Source organism: Mycolicibacterium sp. MU0050 (assembly GCF_963378085.1).
Classification (GTDB): Bacteria; Actinomycetota; Actinomycetes; order Mycobacteriales; family Mycobacteriaceae; genus Mycobacterium; species Mycobacterium wendilense.
Genome location: NZ_OY726395.1, coordinates 2,169,245 through 2,186,647 on the forward strand (window position 1 = coordinate 2,169,245; position 17,403 = coordinate 2,186,647).

General features: G+C 68.6%; 17 protein-coding genes and 1 tRNA gene. 8 read left to right on the forward strand and 10 right to left on the reverse strand.

From position 1 onward, the window contains the following. The first annotated feature begins 74 nt into the window (after positions 1-74). The 4 genes from dop to prcA all read left to right on the forward strand — a co-directional run bounded on the left by dop (position 75) and on the right by prcA (position 3,430). Positions 75-1,571: a depupylase/deamidase Dop gene (dop, locus tag R2K23_RS10170; RefSeq protein WP_316516397.1), complete on the forward strand. Its 1,497-nt coding sequence runs from the start codon at positions 75-77 to the stop codon at positions 1,569-1,571. 73 nt (positions 1,572-1,644) lie between these two features. Continuing rightward, positions 1,645-1,839, forward strand: a complete 195-nt coding sequence (locus tag R2K23_RS10175) for a ubiquitin-like protein Pup (protein ID WP_316516399.1) — start codon at positions 1,645-1,647, stop codon at positions 1,837-1,839. After that, the gene (gene prcB / locus R2K23_RS10180) at positions 1,836-2,723 is read left to right on the forward strand and encodes a proteasome subunit beta (RefSeq protein WP_316516400.1); all 888 of its coding nucleotides are present in this window, start codon (positions 1,836-1,838) and stop codon (positions 2,721-2,723) included. The genes R2K23_RS10175 and prcB overlap by 4 nt, the downstream gene beginning before the upstream one ends. After that, on the forward strand, positions 2,720-3,430 hold the full coding sequence (gene prcA, locus R2K23_RS10185) for a proteasome subunit alpha (protein ID WP_316516401.1): 711 nt from the start codon (positions 2,720-2,722) through the stop codon (positions 3,428-3,430). The genes prcB and prcA overlap by 4 nt, the downstream gene beginning before the upstream one ends. A gap of 1 nt (position 3,431) precedes the next feature. Here the strand turns inward: prcA and R2K23_RS10190 are convergent, their stop codons facing one another. After that, positions 3,432-4,931 (reverse strand): HNH endonuclease signature motif containing protein, encoded by a 1,500-nt coding sequence (locus R2K23_RS10190; protein ID WP_316516403.1) that lies wholly within the window; start codon positions 4,929-4,931, stop codon positions 3,432-3,434. 152 nt (positions 4,932-5,083) lie between these two features. Here R2K23_RS10190 and R2K23_RS10195 point away from each other — a divergent pair, with 152 nt between their 5' ends. Continuing rightward, entirely contained in the window at positions 5,084-5,896 is an 813-nt protein-coding gene (locus tag R2K23_RS10195; protein WP_316516404.1) for a mycofactocin-coupled SDR family oxidoreductase, read from the forward strand. A 14-nt stretch (positions 5,897-5,910) separates the two neighbouring features. Here the strand turns inward: R2K23_RS10195 and R2K23_RS10200 are convergent. Then, a tRNA-Leu gene (locus tag R2K23_RS10200) sits at positions 5,911-5,987 on the reverse strand. 91 nt (positions 5,988-6,078) lie between these two features. Between R2K23_RS10200 and R2K23_RS10205 the strand changes: the two genes are divergently transcribed. Further along, complete coding sequence (locus tag R2K23_RS10205) at positions 6,079-6,702, forward strand: ANTAR domain-containing response regulator (RefSeq protein WP_316516405.1); 624 nt, start codon at positions 6,079-6,081, stop codon at positions 6,700-6,702. A gap of 127 nt (positions 6,703-6,829) precedes the next feature. After that, positions 6,830-8,167, forward strand: coding sequence for an ABC transporter substrate-binding protein (locus R2K23_RS10210; protein ID WP_316516406.1), 1,338 nt, complete (start codon positions 6,830-6,832; stop codon positions 8,165-8,167). A 55-nt stretch (positions 8,168-8,222) separates the two neighbouring features. Here R2K23_RS10210 and R2K23_RS10215 read toward each other — a convergent pair whose 3' ends face one another. The 4 genes from R2K23_RS10215 to R2K23_RS10230 are packed head-to-tail and all read right to left on the reverse strand — an operon-like array spanning position 8,223 to position 12,188. Beyond that, complete coding sequence (locus tag R2K23_RS10215) at positions 8,223-8,987, reverse strand: ABC transporter ATP-binding protein (RefSeq protein ID WP_316516407.1); 765 nt, start codon at positions 8,985-8,987, stop codon at positions 8,223-8,225. After that, entirely contained in the window at positions 8,980-9,963 is a 984-nt protein-coding gene (locus tag R2K23_RS10220; protein ID WP_316516408.1) for an ABC transporter ATP-binding protein, read from the reverse strand. The genes R2K23_RS10215 and R2K23_RS10220 overlap by 8 nt, the downstream gene beginning before the upstream one ends. Beyond that, a complete protein-coding gene (locus tag R2K23_RS10225) occupies positions 9,956-10,945 on the reverse strand; it encodes a branched-chain amino acid ABC transporter permease (RefSeq protein ID WP_316516409.1) in 990 nt (329 codons plus the stop codon). The genes R2K23_RS10220 and R2K23_RS10225 overlap by 8 nt, the downstream gene beginning before the upstream one ends. A 7-nt stretch (positions 10,946-10,952) precedes the next feature. Then, positions 10,953-12,188: a branched-chain amino acid ABC transporter permease gene (locus R2K23_RS10230; RefSeq protein ID WP_316517196.1), complete on the reverse strand. Its 1,236-nt coding sequence runs from the start codon at positions 12,186-12,188 to the stop codon at positions 10,953-10,955. A gap of 492 nt (positions 12,189-12,680) precedes the next feature. On the opposite strand from R2K23_RS10230, the gene R2K23_RS10235 reads away from it, so the two are divergent. Beyond that, positions 12,681-13,868 (forward strand): branched-chain amino acid ABC transporter substrate-binding protein, encoded by a 1,188-nt coding sequence (locus R2K23_RS10235; RefSeq protein WP_316516410.1) that lies wholly within the window; start codon positions 12,681-12,683, stop codon positions 13,866-13,868. A 9-nt stretch (positions 13,869-13,877) separates the two neighbouring features. Here the strand turns inward: R2K23_RS10235 and R2K23_RS10240 are convergent, their stop codons facing one another. From R2K23_RS10240 to R2K23_RS10255, 4 genes are all read right to left on the reverse strand, one after another. Then, positions 13,878-14,123, reverse strand: a complete 246-nt coding sequence (locus R2K23_RS10240) for a DUF167 domain-containing protein (protein WP_316516411.1) — start codon at positions 14,121-14,123, stop codon at positions 13,878-13,880. After that, positions 14,113-15,315, reverse strand: a complete 1,203-nt coding sequence (locus R2K23_RS10245; protein WP_316516412.1) for a lipid-transfer protein — start codon at positions 15,313-15,315, stop codon at positions 14,113-14,115. Before R2K23_RS10245 ends, R2K23_RS10240 begins: the two co-directional genes overlap by 11 nt. Then, positions 15,312-15,749 (reverse strand): Zn-ribbon domain-containing OB-fold protein, encoded by a 438-nt coding sequence (locus tag R2K23_RS10250; RefSeq protein ID WP_316516413.1) that lies wholly within the window; start codon positions 15,747-15,749, stop codon positions 15,312-15,314. Before R2K23_RS10250 ends, R2K23_RS10245 begins: the two co-directional genes overlap by 4 nt. Positions 15,750-15,873: 124 nt before the next feature. Further along, a complete protein-coding gene (locus R2K23_RS10255; RefSeq protein ID WP_316516414.1) occupies positions 15,874-17,316 on the reverse strand; it encodes an ArnT family glycosyltransferase in 1,443 nt (480 codons plus the stop codon). Positions 17,317-17,403: the final 87 nt, after the last annotated feature.

Genomic DNA, 17,403 nt, shown 5'->3' on the forward strand with positions numbered 1-17,403 from the left:
ACTACGGGGGTGTCGCGCAAGCATCGACACGGGCCACGAGCTACCCGGCGGCCGCCCCCACTAGGCTGGCAGCTATGCAGAGGATCATCGGCACCGAGGTGGAGTACGGCATCTCGTCGCCGTCCGACCCGACCGCGAACCCGATCCTGACCTCCACGCAGGCGGTGCTCGCCTATGCCGCGGCAGCGGGAATTCAGCGGGCCAAGCGGACACGGTGGGACTACGAGGTGGAATCTCCGCTGCGTGATGCGCGTGGTTTCGACCTGAGCCGCTCGTCGGGGCCGCCGCCCATCGTCGACGCCGACGAGGTGGGCGCGGCGAACATGATCTTGACCAACGGGGCCCGGCTGTACGTCGACCACGCGCACCCGGAGTACTCCGCGCCCGAGGTCACCGACCCCTTGGACGCGGTCATCTGGGACAAGGCCGGCGAACGCGTCATGGAGGCCGCGGCGCGCCACGTGGCGTCCGTGCCGGGGGCCGTCAAGCTTCAGCTGTACAAGAACAACGTGGACGGCAAGGGCGCGTCCTACGGCTCGCACGAGAACTACCTGATGAGCCGACAGACCCCGTTCTCGGCGGTCATCGCCGGGTTGACGCCGTTCTTGGTGTCGCGGCAGATCATCAGCGGCTCGGGACGGGTCGGGCTGGGTCCCTCCGGCGACGAGCCGGGCTTTCAGCTGTCGCAGCGCGCGGACTACATCGAGGTCGAGGTCGGCCTGGAGACCACCCTCAAGCGCGGCATCATCAACACCCGCGACGAGCCGCATGCCGACGCCGACAAGTACCGCCGGCTGCACGTCATCATCGGCGACGCCAACCTGGCCGAGACGTCGACCTACCTCAAGGTGGGCACCATGTCGCTGGTCCTCGATCTGATCGAGGAGAACGTCGACCTGTCGGATCTGGCGTTGGCCCGGCCCGTGCACGCGGTCCATGTCATCAGCCGCGACCCCACGCTGCGCGCCACCGTCGCGCTGGCCGACGGGCGCGAGCTGACCGCCCTTGCGCTGCAACGCATCTACCTGGATCGGGTGGCCAAGCTGGTGGACAGCCGGGACCCGGATCCGCGGGCCTCGCACGTCATCGAGACCTGGGCCGAGGTGTTGGATCTGCTGGAGCGCGATCCGATGGAGTGCGCCGAGATCCTGGACTGGCCGGCCAAGCTGCGGCTGCTCGAGGGCTTCCGGCAGCGGGAGAACCTGAGCTGGTCGGCGCCCCGGCTGCACCTGGTGGACCTGCAGTACTCCGACGTCCGGCTGGACAAGGGCCTGTACAACCGGCTGGTGGCGCGGGGTTCGATGAAGCGGCTGGTGACCGAGCAGCAGGTGCTCGACGCGGTGGACAATCCGCCGACGGACACCCGGGCGTACTTCCGCGGGGAGTGCCTGCGGCGGTTCGGCGCCGACATCGCCGCGGCGAGCTGGGATTCGGTGATCTTCGACCTGGGCGGTGATTCGCTGGTGCGCATCCCGACGCTCGAGCCGTTGCGCGGCAGCAAAGCGCACGTCGGCGCGCTGCTGGATTCGGTGGACAGCGCGGCCGAGTTGGTCGAGCAGCTCACGAACTAGCTGCTATCCGGGGCAATCCGGATATCGCCCGGTAGTGTGGAATTACATCTGGCGTTGCACAGGAGGATTAGCGATGGCTCAGGAGCAGACCAAGCGTGGTGGCGGCGGCGGCGATGACGACGATCTCGATTCGGGGTCTGGCGGAGGCCAGGAACGTCGCGAGAAGCTGGCCGAGGACACTGACGATCTGCTCGACGAGATCGACGACGTCCTCGAGGAGAATGCCGAGGACTTCGTGCGCGCATACGTGCAAAAGGGTGGCCAGTGAGCTGGTCGTTCAACGCTTCCAGTGATCGCCTGACCCCTCAGTCACCCATAACCGACCTCTCGTCGTTCGCTGATCTGCTGCGCCGGCAGGCGCCGGAGTTGCTGCCCAACGTCCGGGATTCGATCGGTTCGGGTGCCGACCTGCCGCACGGCACCACGATCGTGGCGCTGAAGTACCCCAACGGGGTCCTGATCGCCGGTGACCGGCGCTCGACGCAGGGCCACATGATCGCCGGGCGCGATGTGCAGAAGGTCTACATCACCGACGACTACACCGCCACCGGTATCGCGGGCACGGCGGCCATCGCCGTCGAGTTCGCCCGGCTGTATGCCGTGGAGCTCGAGCACTACGAGAAGCTCGAGGGCGTGGCCCTGACCTTCCCGGGCAAGGTGAACCGGCTGGCCACCATGGTGCGCGGCAATCTCGGTGCGGCGTTGCAGGGCTTCGTCGCGCTGCCGCTGCTGGTCGGCTACGACCTGGACGACCCCAATCCGCGGGGCGCGGGTCGCATCGTGTCGTTCGACGCGGCCGGCGGCTGGAATGTCGAGGTCGAGGGCTACCAGTCGGTGGGCTCGGGTTCGCTGTTCGCGAAGTCGGCGATGAAGAAGATGTACTCCCGGGTCACCGACGCCGATTCCGCCCTCGCGGTGGCCGTCGAGGCGCTCTACGACGCCGCCGACGACGACTCGGCCACCGGCGGACCCGACCTGGTTCGCGGCATCTACCCGACCGCGGTCACCATCGACGCCAACGGGGCCGAGGACGTCCCCGAGGAGCGCATCGCCGAGTTGGCCCGCGAGGTGGTCGCCAGCCGGTCGCGCGCCGATACTTTTGGTCCCGACGACAATGCCGGCATCAACGCCGCGCCGCGGGGTGACGCATGAGTTTTCCGTATTTCATCTCGCCCGAACAGGCGATGCGCGAACGCAGCGAGCTCGCGCGCAAGGGCATTGCCCGCGGCCGCAGCGTGATCGTGTTGGCGTATGCCGACGGCGTGCTCTTCGTCGCGGAGAACCCGTCGCGGTCGCTGCAGAAGGTGAGCGAACTCTACGACCGCATCGGTTTCGCCGCGGTCGGTCGATTCAACGAGTTCGACAACCTGCGCCGCGGCGGCATCCAGTTCGCCGACACCCGGGGCTACGCCTACGACCGTCGCGACGTCACCGGCCGCCAGTTGGCCAACGTGTACGCCAACACGCTGGGCTCGATCTTCACCGAGCAGGCCAAGCCCTACGAGGTGGAGCTCTGCGTGGCCGAGGTTGCGCACTTCGGCGAGTCGAAAGCGCCTGAGCTGTACCGGATCACCTATGACGGGTCGATTGCCGACGAGCCGCATTTCGTGGTGATGGGCGGCACCACCGATCCGATCATCGCGGCGCTCAAGGACTCCTACACCGAGAACGCCGAACTGGCCGACGCGATGCAGACCGCCGTCCACGCGCTGCAGGCCACCGAGGGGGACAGCGAGCCGCGTGTTCTGGGCGCGGCGACGCTGGAGGTCGCGGTCCTGGAGGCCACCAAGCCGCGGCGTGCGTTCCGGCGCATCACCGGACCCGCTCTCGAGGCCCTGCTGCCGCAGCAGGACGCCTGAGTCAGCCGGAACCATTGCGGGCCCGTTCGGATTTGATCCGCTGAGCCTGTTCGGCTCTGCGGGTGCGCTTTCGCTTGGGCATCTGTAGTCCGCGATCGGCGTCGGAGGCCGCGGGTTTCGCGGCTGGCGGCAGCGCGGCGGTGCTGGTGTCCCAGTTCGGGAACACGGCCCTACTGCCCGGGTAGGTGGTGTAGGTCTTTCCGGTGGGCGTGGTCCAGGTGATGCTGGCGTCCGGATGCTGAGTCTCGGCCCACTCGGTCCAGAATGTCTTGAGCAAGTGGTGTTTTCGGCATAGGCAAGCCAGGTTCGAGGGGTGCGTCGGACCGCCCCGTTGATACGGGATGGTGTGTTCGATGTCGCAGCGTTCGGCCGGGGCGTTGCAGCCGGGGAACCGGCAGGTGAGGTCGCGTGCCCGGATGAAGGCCGCAAGCTTGGCCGAGGGGCGATAGCGGGGTTCGGCCGCCTGGTCCGGGGCGCGCAGCGGCCGGAGGGTGGCGCCGGTGGCTATCAGCTCGGCCAACAGCGGCGCGGGAACCACGCGTCCGCCCTGTAGCACCGCGGCGGGGCGACGGCCCGTGTCCGGCTCCCCGGATTCGGTTGGGGCGGCTTCGGTCTCGGTGGGCGCAGCCTGGTTGCTCGGCGTCCTGGCGGGCCGGGTCATGGCCGTGGAGGCTTGTCGCACGGCGCGTTCCTCGGCGACCACATGAATGACAACGGTGCCGGCGCGGTCATCGGTGCCGGCACCGCCGCAGTCGGATTTCCCGCAGCGGCAGGCCAACCGGTCGGCGCCGGACAGCAGCAGTCCGACGGCGTCGGAGCGTCGTTGACCGACCGTGCGGGGGTCGTCGGAGCAGATGTTGGCGATCATGGCGCGGATGCGGCGATCGAACAGGGTGGCGTCGGGACTGGTGAGGCTGCCGAAAACGGACGTGGTGCCGGTGGTGTCATCGGGTTTGCCGAATTGGATGTCGCGGGCGCGGGCGCCGACGTGGTACTCGAGTTTCGCGTCCGGGTCGTGTTCGTCGAGCACGGCGTCGATGGAGGTGTCGAGCCGGCTGTCCGACAGCGGACCCCACCCGGCGGCCCGGGCGGCGAGCTCGGCGTCGATGGTGGCCAACGCTTCGGAGGTCTCGACGAGCTTGGTGCGCCAGGCGATGGTGGCCGCGGTGCGCAGGCTGATGGCGCCGGCCGCGAGTTTGGCGGCGGTGCGGGGGAGGCGGGTGCGCAGGGCGTGGGCCAGATGCATCTGGCCGGACGCGCGGCGGTGGCTGAGTCCGAGCGCCGCGGCGACCTCGGCGGCGACGCTGTCCCAGCCGTCGCAGGCCCACTTGTCGCGTTCGTCGTCGTCATCGAAGAGGCGCCGCGCCATGAGTTCGGCGACGGCGGCCAGACGGGCGGCCGCGGCGCTGTTCTCGGCGCGCCCGAAGGCTTCGATTGCGCTCACCACCGCGGCATCGTCGGCACGGGCCAACGACTCGGGGGAGGGCAACTGTTCGAACATGCTTTCGACCCTAATTCGGCCGAGACGCCATCGCCTTGCGAATCTCTCCGGCTGTGGATCAAGTCGAGACTGGGGATAACTCGACGAATTCCCTTTACCGCGCCGGTCTAATGGAGAACGCAAAGTCAGGGGACTGCATGACACTCGAAGGCATGACACTCGACGGCAAGATCGTCCTCATCACCGGTGGCGCCCGCGGACAGGGGCGAGCGCACGCCGTGACGCTGGCACGCGCGGGCGCCGACGTTGTCGTCTGCGACATCGCCGCGCCGGTAGATGAAGTCGACTATCCGCTCGCCACGCCCGCGGACCTGCGCGAGACGGCGGAACTGGTCGAGTCGACCGGGCGCCGCTGCGTCGCGCGCACCGCCGACGTCCGTGATCTCGAGGACATGCGGCAGGTGGCCGCCGCGGCGCAGGAACTCGGCGGCCTCGACATCGTCATTGCCAACGCCGGTATCGCCAGCGGTGCGGCCACCGTCGAGATGTCCGAGAAGCGTTGGCGCACAATGCTCGACATCAACCTGACCGGCGTGTTCAACACCTTCCGTGCGGTGCTGCCGATACTCATCGAGCGGGGCTCAGGACATCTGGTGGCGACCTCCTCGATCGTCGCGAAGACCGGTGTGGCCAACGCCGGCCATTACGCCGCGAGCAAGGCGGGGGTCGTGGCGCTGGTGCAGTCGCTGGCCCACGAGGTCGCCGAGCACGGGATCGTCGTCAACGCGGTGCTACCCGCCGGCGTCAACACCGCGATGATCCACAACCCGGAAACATACCGGGTGATCCGGCCGGACCTGGGGAACCCAGGACGCGCCGACGCCGAAGAGATGTTCGCGCAAAGCCGCCCGCGTCCGGGACTACTGGAGCCGCAGGACGTGGCCAACGCCGTGCTCGCGCTGGTGACCGGCCGGGTGCGCTGCCAGTCAGGGGAGTCGCTGACGCTGGCCAACGGGTTGGATTAGCCGGTCAGACGGGTTGGTGCCCTCGGTGAGACTCGAACTCACACTGGACGGGTTTTGAATCCGTTTCCTCTGCCAATTGGGATACGAGGGCAAGCACCGTCGGTGCGAGATACCACCTTAGATGATGCCCAAAACCGTGCCCGCGCTCGCCCGGCGTTGAACGTCACGCGACAATAGGCGACATGACCGAACCCCACGCCGAGGGCACCCGACCGCACCGCGTTCTCATCGCCGAGGATGAGGCCCTGATCCGCCTGGATCTGGCCGAAATGCTGCGCGAGGAAGGCTACGAGGTGGTCGGGGAGGCCGGCGACGGTCAGGAGGCTGTCGAGCTCGCCGAGCAGCTCAAGCCCGACCTCGTGATCATGGACGTCAAGATGCCCCGGCGGGACGGCATCGACGCGGCCGCCGAGATCGCCGGCAAGCGGATCGCCCCCATCGTGGTGCTCACCGCGTTCAGTCAACGCGACCTCGTCGAACGCGCCCGCGACGCCGGTGCCATGGCGTACCTGGTCAAGCCGTTCTCGATCACCGATCTGATCCCCGCGATCGAGTTGGCGGTCAGCCGGTTCTCCGAGGTCAGCGCGCTGGAGCAGGAGGTGGCGACGCTGTCGGACCGGCTGGAGACCCGCAAGATCGTCGAGCGCGCCAAGGGCCTGCTGCAGGCCAAGCAGTCGATGACCGAGCCCGAGGCCTTCAAGTGGATCCAGCGCGCGGCCATGGACCGCCGCACCACGATGAAGCGGGTCGCCGAGGTGATCGTCGAGACGCTGGACGCTCCGGAGGACGAGGCCCCGGCCGGCTGAGGCGGTTGTATAACAGATTGGTCACGAGGGGCCTTCCTGACATCGCCGGTAACAACCACGCATTAGCGTGCGAGACGCGTACCTGCCCTGGGGGGCGCACAGGACAACCGATTAGGAGCGTTTCTCGATGAAAACTGGGACCCTCGCTCGTGTCTTCGCGGTAGCGGGTGTGACCGCGCTCGCCTTGACCGCATGCTCGACCGAGGAGAGCGACGACACGGCGGCCACCGGCGACGGCGCAACGACTGCCACCGAGACCGAGGCCGAGGTCGCGTCTACGGAGTGTGATCCGCCGCAGGCCACGGCCGGCGCGACACCGGACACCAGCCCGCTCAAGATCGGCACGCTACTGCCGGAGACCGGGACCCTGGCCTTCCTCGGCCCGCCCGAGGTGGCCGCCGTGAAGGTCGCAGTCACCGAGATCAACGACGCCGGAGGGGTACTCGATCAGCCGGTCGGCCTGGTCACCGGCGACTCCGGCGACACCACCACCGACACCGCCAACGCCACGGTGGACCGCGAACTCGCCGAGGGGGTCGACGTCATCATCGGCGCCGCGTCGTCGGCCGTGTCGCTGAAGGTGATCGACAAGATCGCCAGCGCCGGTGTGGTGATGTTCTCGCCCGCCAACACCTCCGACCAGTTCGTCTGCTACCCGGACAAGGGCATGTACTTCCGCACCGCGCCCACCGACGTGCTGCAGGCGCAGGCGCTCGCCGAGCTGATCACCGGCGACGGCGCGCAGCGCGTGGCCATCGTGGCGCTCAACGACCCGTACGGGACCGGGTTGGCGGCCAACGCCGTCGAGAACCTGGAGACCGCCGGCATCGCCTCGGATCAGATCACCAAGATCATCTACGACCCGAATGCGCAGTCCTTCAACGCCGAGGTCGACCGTGTCAAGGAATTCAACCCGGATGCGGTGGCGGTGCTCGGCTTCGAGGAGACCGCCAAGATCATCACCCGGATGCACGAGGTGGGAATCGGCCCGTCGGACGGCATGTTGGTCTACGGCACCGACGGCAACATGGGCAACGCCCTCGGCGAGGGTGTCGCGCCCGGGCTGCTCGAGGGCATGAAGGGCACCACCCCGCTGACCGACGTCGGCGCCGAGTTCGAGGGCCGGCTGACCGCGGTGGATCCCGGCCTGGTCGACTTCAATTACGGCGGTGAGGCTTTCGACGCCGTGGTGGTCTCGGCGCTCGCCGCCGAACAGGCCGGGTCGACGGCGGGTGTCGACATCGCCGCCAACATCAACTCGGTCACCCGGGACGGCACCAAGTGCACGACGTTCGCCGAGTGCCGCGACCTGATTCGGGCCGGTGAGGACATCGACTACGACGGCGTCACCGGCGAGCTGGCTTTCGGTCCGGCCGGCGAGCCGTCCGTGGGTTCCTACGGGCGCCTCGAGTTCGGTGCGGACAACAAGCTGACGACGACGGACTACATCGTCGTGCAGGGCTGATCAGCGCAGAACACTGCGGGCCGGGCGGATTCGCCCGGCCCGCAGTGCTTTCCGGTTATTTCTCGCTGCGACCGGCCAGGGTGCCCAGGTACAGCTCGATCACCTTGGGGTCGTTCATCAGGTTGCGCCCGGTGCCGGTGTAGGCGTTGGTGCCCTGATCCAGCACGTAGCCGCGGTCGCAGATCTGCAGGCAGCGGCGGGCGTTCTGCTCCACCATGATCACCGAGACCCCGGCGGCGTTGATCTGCTTGCAGCGGATGAACACCTCGTCCTGGAACATCGGGGACAGGCCCGCCGACGGCTCGTCGAGCAGCAGCACCGACGGTTCCATCATCAGCGCGCGGCCGGTGGCCACCATCTGCCGTTCCCCGCCCGACAGCGCGCCGGCCTTCACCTTGCGGCGTTCGGCGAGCAACGGGAACAGCTCGCTGACGAACTCGAACCGCTCCCGAAACTTCGCCGGCCGCAGGTAGATTCCCATCTCGAGGTTCTCCTCGATGGTCAGCGACGGGAACACGTTCTGGTTCTGCGGGACGTAGCCGACGCCCTTGGTGACCAGGACGTGGGCGGCGGCCGAGGTGATGTCCTCGCCGCGCAGCGTGACGGCCCCGGAGCGCACCGGGATGAGTCCGAACAGGGTCTTGAGCAGGGTCGACTTGCCGGCGCCGTTGGGCCCGATGATGCCCACGATCTCGCCCTGGCGCAGATAGAAGTCGCAGCCGCGCAGGATGTCGACCTCGGGGATGTAACCGGCGACCAGGTGGTCGGCGCGCAGCAGGGCGCCCTCGGCCAGCTGCGCGTGGTCGGCGGGGTCAGTCATCGCGGTCCCCCCGGATGTCCACTCCGGGGGCGGACAGGTCGCCCCCGGCCTCGATGGTGTCGGCGACGGCCTGCTCGATCTCCTCGGCCAGTTCTGCGGTGGCGCCCACCGGGTTGCCGTCCGCGTCGAACTCCAGGGCCTGATCGTGGTGGCTGCCCAGGTAGGCGTCGACGACGGCGGGGTTGTCGCCCAGGCCGGCGGGCGGCGACTCGGCGATGACGGCGCCTTGCGCCATCACCACCACCCAGTCGCTGATGTCGCGGATGACGTCCATGTCGTGTTCCACGAACACCACCGTCATGCCTTGTGCGCGCAGCGTTTTGACGTGCTCCAACAGGCTCTCGGTCAGCGCCGGGTTCACCCCGGCCATCGGCTCGTCGAGCATGACGACCTTCGGGTCGGTCATCAGGGCGCGCGCCATCTCGAGCAGCTTGCGTTGCCCGCCGGACAGCGAGCCGGCGAAGTCGTCGGCCTTGGCGTCCAGCTTGAATCGGACCAGCATCTCCCGGGCGCGCTCGGTGATCTCGGCCTCCTGCTTGCGCCACCGGAACGGGAGCAGCGAGTTGATGATTCGTTCGCCGCTCTGGCCGGTGGCGCCCAGGCGCACGTTGTCCAGCACCGACATCTTCGCCAGCGCCTTGGTCAACTGGAACGTCCGTACCACTCCGTGCCGGGCGACGCGGTGCGGCGGCTGCCGCCCGATGTCCACCCCGTCGAGCGTCCAGGTTCCGGTGTCGGCCCGGTCGAAACCGGTCAGCAGGTTGAAGAACGTGGTCTTGCCGGCCCCGTTGGGGCCGATCAGCCCGGTGATGTGGCCGCGTTGGATCTCCAGGTGCGCCACGTCGACGGCCTTGAGGCCGCCGAACGAACGGGACAGGTTGTCCACCACGATGATCGGGTCGGGTTTGGCGGACCCGGGCTCGGCCGGGACATCGGTGAACGCGGAACGGGCGGTCGGGTCGGCGGCGTCAACCATCGAGTTGCACCTCCCGTCGTCGGCCCATTATTCCCTGGGGTCGGAACACCATCAGCAGGATGATCAGGATGCCCAGCAGGATGTAGCGGGTGGCGCCGACCTGCGCGTCGGTCAACGGCAGCAGGGGGTCGGGGCCGGCGATCGCCTGCCGCAGCAGCGCGTCCGGGATGGCCAGCAGGAACCAGAACAGCATGGCGCCGATGACCGGTCCGAACACCGTGGCCGCGCCGCCGAGCAGCAGCGCCCCGAACGCATAGAAGGTCTGCGACGTCGAATAGAAGTCGGGGTGGATGGACTTGGTCTGCAGGGCGTTGAAGACGCCGCCCATGCCGCCGATCACGCCGCCGAGCACCAGCGCCTGCAGCTTGTAGGCGAAGACGTTCTTGCCCAGGGCGCGGGCGGCGTCCTCGTCCTCGCGGATGGCCTTGAGCACCCGGCCCCACGGACTGTGGGTGAGCAGGTAGACGAAGACGCACAGCACCACGACCAGTGTCCAGCCGACCACCATGGCCCACAGGTCGTCGCCGACGAACTTCATCCCCAGCAGCGAGTACTGCTTGCTGGAGTCGAACGGGCTGAACCTGGTGAAGGGGTCGGCGAAACCGTAGAGGCCGTTGGTCGACCCGGTCACCGGGTCGGCCGCGGTGGACCGGAAGATCAGCCGGAGCACCTCGGCCGTCGCGATCGTCGCGATGGCCAGATAGTCGGCCCGCAGTCGCAGGGTGGGGATGCCCAGGACGACGGCGAGCAGACCGGCCGCGGCGAGGCCGACCAGCACGCCGACCCACAGCGGTTGCTGGTAGGTGACGGTCATGACGCCGACGCCATAGCCGCCGAGCAGCGCGAAGCCTATCTGGCCGAAGTTCAGCAGCCCGGTGTAACCGAAGTGCAGGTTCAGCCCGATGGCCAACAGCGCGTAGAAGATCGCCGACGGCCCGATGAGTTGGGCCGAGGCCGTTTGCAGCGCGGTGAGGATGTCCATGGCGGCCTCACCCGATCCTTTCCCTGGACCCGAGGATGCCCTGGGGTCGCACGATCAGGATGAAGATCAGGATCAGCAGCCCGCCGATGTACTTCAGGTCGGGGTTGATCACGAGGGTGGACAACTGCACCAGCAGGCCGACGATCAGGCAGCCGAGCAGCGCCCCGTAGGCGTTGCCCAGTCCGCCGAGGGTGATGCCGGCGAACATCAACAGCAGCAGCTTGAATCCCATCTCCCATTGCACCCGGCCGCCGAGTTCGGACATCGCCAGCAGCACCCCGCCCAGCGCCGCCAACCCGCCGCCGAGGCACCAGACGTAGGTGATGACCCGTTCCACGTTGATGCCGGAGGCGGCGGCCAGATCCTTGTTGTCGGCGACCGCGCGCATCGCCTTGCCGATCTTGGTCTTCTGCAGCAGCACCGCCACGGTGAGCAGCACGACCACGCTGATCGCGATGGTCAGGATGGTGATGTCGGTGATGGCGATCGGTCCCCACCGGCGCTGGGCGCTGACGGGATAGTTGTCGAACGCCTGGGTGCGGTCGGAGAACACCATCAGGATCAGATACCGCAGCGCGATGGCCAAGCCGATCGATACGACCAGCTGCGGAATCAACCCCATTCGTCGTTTTCGCAGGGGTCGCCATACGGCCGCGTTGTTGAGCCAGCCGATGGCGACGCCGACGACGACGGCGAGCAGCGACGCCGCGATCAGACCCATGCCCATGGTGACGTTGAAGATCCAGGCGGCAACCGCACCCAGGGTCACCAACTCGCCGTGCGCGAAGTTCGTCAGGCCCGTCGTCCCGAAGATCAAGGTCAGGCCGACGGCGGCCACCGCGATCACCAGGCCGAAGCGCAGGCCGTCGATGCTGGTCCGGATGATCCGCTCGTAGAGCGGGGTGGACATCCCGGTGCGCACCTCGCCGAACGTGAAGATGACGTTGTTCGTGCGGCCGGCGATCACTTCGCGGCTGACCGCGTGCTGGACGGAGACCCCCTCCGGCAGGCTTTCGGCGTCCACCTCGAAGGTGTGCGGCCCGATCGGGACCTGGAACGTCCACCGCCCGGTGGCGTCCGACTCGGTGACCGCGACCTCGGTGCCGCCGGGATCCAGCGCACGCACCCGTGCGTCGGCAACGGGTTCACCCGCGTTGACCAACCGACCGGACACCGTTGCGGTTTCGTCCTCCTGGGCGTTGGCCGGGCCCGCGCAGAGCAGCCCGGCGAACACGGTCAGCATCAGCAGCAGCAGGCCACGAACCACGAAGTGTTTCCCGGGGGAGCACGACCCCACTGCTTGGACCTCCGTTGCGGTTGATCACGCACCGGGGGCGTGATGCGGCTTACGGGACCTTATAGGTTTCGGTGTGGCGCCCGGCACGGTTCTTGATTGTCAAATGTTTTATCAGCTGCGGACCGGGTCCGCCCGGTAAGCGGCCCGCGCGGCGATTGGCAGGATTTTTGCCCGCGCTGTCACTACTGCCACTGTCGGTGCCCGGCGGGCCGCATCAGGCTGGACCCATGATGGTGTTGGTGCTGTTCCTCGCGATGCTCGCCGCGCTGTCGGTGCTGGCGGTCTGCGGCCTCACCCCGGACACCCACCGCGAAGTGAGCCGGCACGGCGATTTTCGTTTCTGAGGAGACGAAGCCCCGGCGCGTGGCTGCGAGTTGGCTATGTTGGTCGTGGTCCAGCGATCCGGAGGTTCATGTGCGCGTCGGTGCGGTACGGGGAGTGCTCGCGCTGAGTGCATCGGTGGCGCTCGGACTCACCGGGTGCGCGCAGTCCGGTTTCCAGCGGCAGGCCGACGGGACGGAACTGCGGCTCGTCGAGCAGGTCCGCATCGACCAGAACGGCAATCAGGTGTTGCCCGGGGTGACGCGGCAGGCGGCGCCCGCGGACCCGGCCGGCGACGGCACGGCGGTCTGCCCGCCGTTGTCGCTGGCGACCACGGCGACCCTCAGCGGCCCCGACGCGACCCTGGGGCTCGGCATCAGGAACGGCATCCAGCTGGCCGTCGACCAGCACAACACGGCCAATCCCGGCTGTCAGATCCAGCTGAAAACCTTTGACACCGAAAGAGATAGGGACAAGGCGCGCGGGGATGCGCAGCAGATCGTGGCGGATGCCTTCACTCTGGGCGTGATCGGCCCCGGCTTCTCCAACGAGGCTCTCGACACCGGCGACATCTTCGAGCAGGCCGGAATGGTGGCGCTCACCCCCTCGGCCACCAACGTGGAACTGGCCGAACAGAACCGGCGCACCTTCTTCCGCGGCCTGGCCAACGACGGGGTGCAGGGGATGGCCGTGGCCAATTACATGAAGCGGCAACTGGGTAGCGGTTCGGTGTGTGTTCTCGACGACGACACCGAGTACGGCGACGGACTGGCCGAGGCGGTGCGCCAAACCCTGGGCGCTGCTGCCGATCCCGCCTGCAGCACGGGGGTGGGTCCGGAGGACGAGGACGTCGCGGCGGCGGTGGACGTCGTCGGGCAGCGCGCACCCGACGCGGTGTTCTTCGCCGGTTACCACTCGCGCTCGGCGACGCTGGTGCGTGCCCTGCGCGACGCCGGCGTCAGCGCCGACTTCGTCAGTGCCGATGGCAGCAAGGACCGCGAATTCGTCGCCGCCGCCGGGGAATCGGCCCGAGACGCCGTGCTGTCCTGCTCCTGCGGGCCCGACGTGCCGGAGTTCGCGGCGGCCTACACCGAGAAGTTCGGCGAGCCGCCGGGCACCTTCAGCGCCGGCGGCTACGACCTGGGGACCATCCTTCTCAACGGGGTCGACGCCGGCGCCCGCACCCGCCCGGCCCTGCTCGAGCACGTACGGAACTATCAGGGTCAAGGACTGGAACGGCAGTACCAATGGGCCGAAAACGGCGAGCTCACCGGCACTTTGGTCTGGATCTACAAGGTGCAGTGACCCGACGGATCAGCGCGTGATGCGAAACCGCTTGACCCGCGACGTCGCACCCGACACCAGCTCGACCCGGCTGCGGGCGACGCCGAAATGTTCGGCCAGCAGCCGGGTGACCGCCGCGTTGGCCTGACCCTCGATCGCGCGTTCCCGCACGAATACCGTCAACCCGCCGTCGGGGTCCGCTTCGACCAGCGGGCCCTTCTTGCTGCCCGGTTTGACCCGGACACTGACCACCTCGACGGGCTGCTCAGCGGGCAACGATCACCGAGGAGCCGTGGCCGAACAGGCCCTGGTTGGCCGTGACGCCCACCGTGGCACCCTCCACCTGACGGCCGGTGGCCTGACCCTTGAGCTGCCAGGTCAATTCGCAGACCTGCGCGATGGCCTGGGCCGGGATGGCCTCGCCGAAGCAGGCCAACCCGCCCGAGGGGTTGACCGGGACCCGGCCGCCGATGGTGGTCGCGCCGCTGCGCAGCAGTTCCTCGGCCTCGCCCTTGGCGCACAGCCCCAGGTGCTCGTACCAGTCCAGCTCCAACGCGGTCGACAGGTCGTACACCTCGGCCAGGCTGACGTCCTCGGGGCCGATGCCGGCCTCGGCGTAGGCCGCGTCCAGGATCTGGTCCTTGAACACCCGCTCCGGTGCCTGCACCACCGCGGTGGAATCCGTCGCGATGTCCGGCAATTCCGGCAGGTGCTGTGGGTACTGCGGGGTCACCGTGGAGATCGCGCGGACCGAGGGGACGCCGTCGAGCGAGCCGAGATGCTTCTCGGCGAACGACTTGCTGGCCACGATCAGCGCGGCGGCGCCGTCGGAGGTGGCGCAGATGTCCAGCTGCCGCAGCGGGTCGGCGACCATCGGGCTGGCCAACACGTCCTCGACCGCGGATTCCTTGCGGTAGCGGGCATTCGGGTTCTGCAGCCCATGCCGGGAGTTCTTCACCTTCACCTGCGCGAAGTCCTCGGCGGTGGCGCCGTAGAGGTCCATCCGGCGCCGCGCGAGCAGGGCGAAGTACACCGGGTTCATGGCGCCGATCAGGTGGAAGCGCTGCCAGTCCGGGTCGTTTTTGCGCTCCCCGCCGACGGGTGCGAAGGCGCCCTTGGGCGTGGTGTCGGCGCCGATCACCAGCGCCACGTCGCAGAAGCCGGCCAGGATGTGGGCGCGCGCGCTCTGCAGCGCCTGTGACCCGCTGGCGCACGCCGCGTAGCTCGACGAGACCGGCACACCGTTCCAGCCCAGCTTCTGGGCGAACGTCGAACCGGCGATGAAGCCCGGATAGCCGTTGCGGATGGTGTCCGCGCCGGCCACGAACTCGACCTGGCGCCAGTCCAGGTTGGCCTCGGCCAGCGCCGCACGCGCGGCGACCACGCCGTACTCGGTGAAGTCGCGGCCCCACTTGCCCCACGGGTGCATGCCCGCGCCCAGGATGTACAGCGGTTCGGGCGCGCTCATGCGATCCTCCAGGCGTGGGTGGTGCGCTCGACGCCGTCGTCGTCGGTGTAGAGCACCATGGTCGTCAGTTCCATCTCCATGCCGACCTTCAGGTCGCCGGCCAGCGTGCCCTCGACGACCTTGCCGAGCACGATCAGGCCCTCCTCGGCCAGCTCGACCGCGGCGATGGCGAACGGTTCGAACGGATCGGGTGCCGGATACGGCGCCGGTGGGGGATAGCGGTTCTCGGTGTAGCTCCAGACCTTGCCGCGCCGCGAAAGCGGAACCGGGTCCAGGACGTCGCTGTCGCACGCCGGGTTGGGGCAGTTGTTGGTCCGCGGCGGGAAGACGTAGGTAGCGCACGCGGTGCACTTGCCGCCGATCAGATGGGTCTGGCCGGCGTCGTCGGTGGCGAACCACCCTTCGATCGCGGGCGCTGTGGTTGCTGCAGGCACGCGGTCAGCGTACCCAGCGCCGCGCGCTGAACTGAAACGTGTTCCAGTTTTGTCCCGGCTGGTGGACACATTGCGCCGAGGATTGCAGTCACCGGTGGCTGTGATCCTCGGCGCAGGAGCCCGATCACACGACCTCGAGGGTTCGCATCTTGGGCCACAGCGTGTCCCAGCCCTCGGTCGGCCCCGACATCAGCCACACGTCGATCTGGTCCTCGGGTCCGTCGATCTTGCGGCTTTCGGTGAAGTACGGGCGGAGCCGGTCCGGCCGGTTGTCGCCGATCACCAGTACCGTGTCGATCTCGGGGCCCGGGGCCGGGAAGTAGCCATAGCTGCGGGCCGGGCTGAATGCCGCGGGCAGGTCGTACTCGGTCGAGTACGCGTCGATGTAGGCCGCCACGATGTAGGACTCGCCGATGAGCGCGGTTCGCCCGCGCTGCTCCGCCGGCAGGCTCCGATAGACCTCCGCGGTGCGCTGGACGATCCGTTCGCCGTCGTCGGAGCGGGTCAGGTCGACGCCGAGGTACAGCCCGCCCAGCGCCAGGGCGGCGCTGATCAGGTAAACCGGCCAGACCGCCCATCGCCACCGCGTGAGCCCGGCCTCACGGCGGCGTTGCAGGCTCAGGGCTCCGACGGCGGCCAGCGCACCGAACAGCCCACACAGGTAGTACGGCCGGCCCCCGGTGGCGGCGAACGCCGCGTAGAGCGCCACGAAGGTGACGCCGAGAAAGCGGTAGTCGCGCAGCGCACGGTCTCGAACGAGGCTCAGCAATCCATAGAGCGCGAGGCCGGCGGCGGCCGGGCCGGCAAAGACGAATAGCAGCACCGCAATGCTGGCGCGGCCACCGTAGAGCGGCTCCGCCTCGGCTGCCACCACCTCGGCCATCTTGAGCTGCGGCCAGCCGTGCTGCGCCTGCCACCACAACGTGGGCGCGCAGATCAGGAGGCCGACGGCGGCGCCGGCCCACAGCAGCGGGCGGCGCAGCAGCGCGCGCGGCCCGACCGTGGCCACCCCGGTCAGCATGATCGCGCAGAAGAAGACGACCTGGAACTTCGTCATCGCGGCGAGGCCGGCGACCACGCCGAGGGCCAACACCAGCCGGTCGTCGCGCACCCGGATCCAACGCACCAGCAGCCACACCAGCAACAGCCAGCCGACCGGTTCGAGCGCATAGGGCGTCAGCCAGTGTCCGCTGACGGCGGCCCATGGCGCGCTGGCCTGCGCCGCGGCCACCAAGGTCTGCGCGCGCCCGTCGCCGCCCATCTCGCGGGTGATCAGCGCCGCCACCACGATCGTGCCCATGGTCGCGAGGATCGCCGGGATCCGCAGCGCCACAACGGAATTTTCGAACAGGGTGTCGCTGAGCGCGGCCAGCGCGGGGGTCAGCGGCGGCTGGTCGGCCGAACCCCAGTCGAGATGGCTGCGGCCGATGGCCAGCATGTAGACCTCGTCGAACCAGTAGCCGCGGCCCGCGATCGCGGCACCGAGTTGGAGGACTCCCACGATGGCGGTGATGACGGCGACGGGACGCCACGCCAGTGGTGCGATGTCGGTAGTTGAAGTGGTCACCGCCCGACGAGGGTAGTGCCCACCCGGCTGTCACCGCTGGTGCCTAGAGTGAGGACCGTGAGCCCCGCCGCGACTGACACCGCATCC

What these genes read in the sequence shown, in the direction of transcription:
- R2K23_RS10205 (WP_316516405.1), top strand. Translation starts at nt 6,079, where the DNA reads ATGACCGAACCCCACGCCGAGGGCACCCGACCGCACCGCGTTCTCATC.
- R2K23_RS10245 (WP_316516412.1), bottom strand. Translation starts at nt 15,315, where the DNA reads ATGAGCGCGCCCGAACCGCTGTACATCCTGGGCGCGGGCATGCACCCG.
- prcA (WP_316516401.1), top strand. Translation starts at nt 2,720, where the DNA reads ATGAGTTTTCCGTATTTCATCTCGCCCGAACAGGCGATGCGCGAACGC.
- R2K23_RS10175 (WP_316516399.1), top strand. Translation starts at nt 1,645, where the DNA reads ATGGCTCAGGAGCAGACCAAGCGTGGTGGCGGCGGCGGCGATGACGAC.
- R2K23_RS10195 (WP_316516404.1), top strand. Translation starts at nt 5,084, where the DNA reads ATGACACTCGACGGCAAGATCGTCCTCATCACCGGTGGCGCCCGCGGA.
- R2K23_RS10215 (WP_316516407.1), bottom strand. Translation starts at nt 8,987, where the DNA reads ATGACTGACCCCGCCGACCACGCGCAGCTGGCCGAGGGCGCCCTGCTG.
- R2K23_RS10210 (WP_316516406.1), top strand. Translation starts at nt 6,830, where the DNA reads ATGAAAACTGGGACCCTCGCTCGTGTCTTCGCGGTAGCGGGTGTGACC.
- R2K23_RS10220 (WP_316516408.1), bottom strand. Translation starts at nt 9,963, where the DNA reads ATGGTTGACGCCGCCGACCCGACCGCCCGTTCCGCGTTCACCGATGTC.
- R2K23_RS10230 (WP_316517196.1), bottom strand. Translation starts at nt 12,188, where the DNA reads ATGCTGACCGTGTTCGCCGGGCTGCTCTGCGCGGGCCCGGCCAACGCC.
- R2K23_RS10225 (WP_316516409.1), bottom strand. Translation starts at nt 10,945, where the DNA reads ATGGACATCCTCACCGCGCTGCAAACGGCCTCGGCCCAACTCATCGGG.
- R2K23_RS10190 (WP_316516403.1), bottom strand. Translation starts at nt 4,931, where the DNA reads ATGTTCGAACAGTTGCCCTCCCCCGAGTCGTTGGCCCGTGCCGACGAT.
- dop (WP_316516397.1), top strand. Translation starts at nt 75, where the DNA reads ATGCAGAGGATCATCGGCACCGAGGTGGAGTACGGCATCTCGTCGCCG.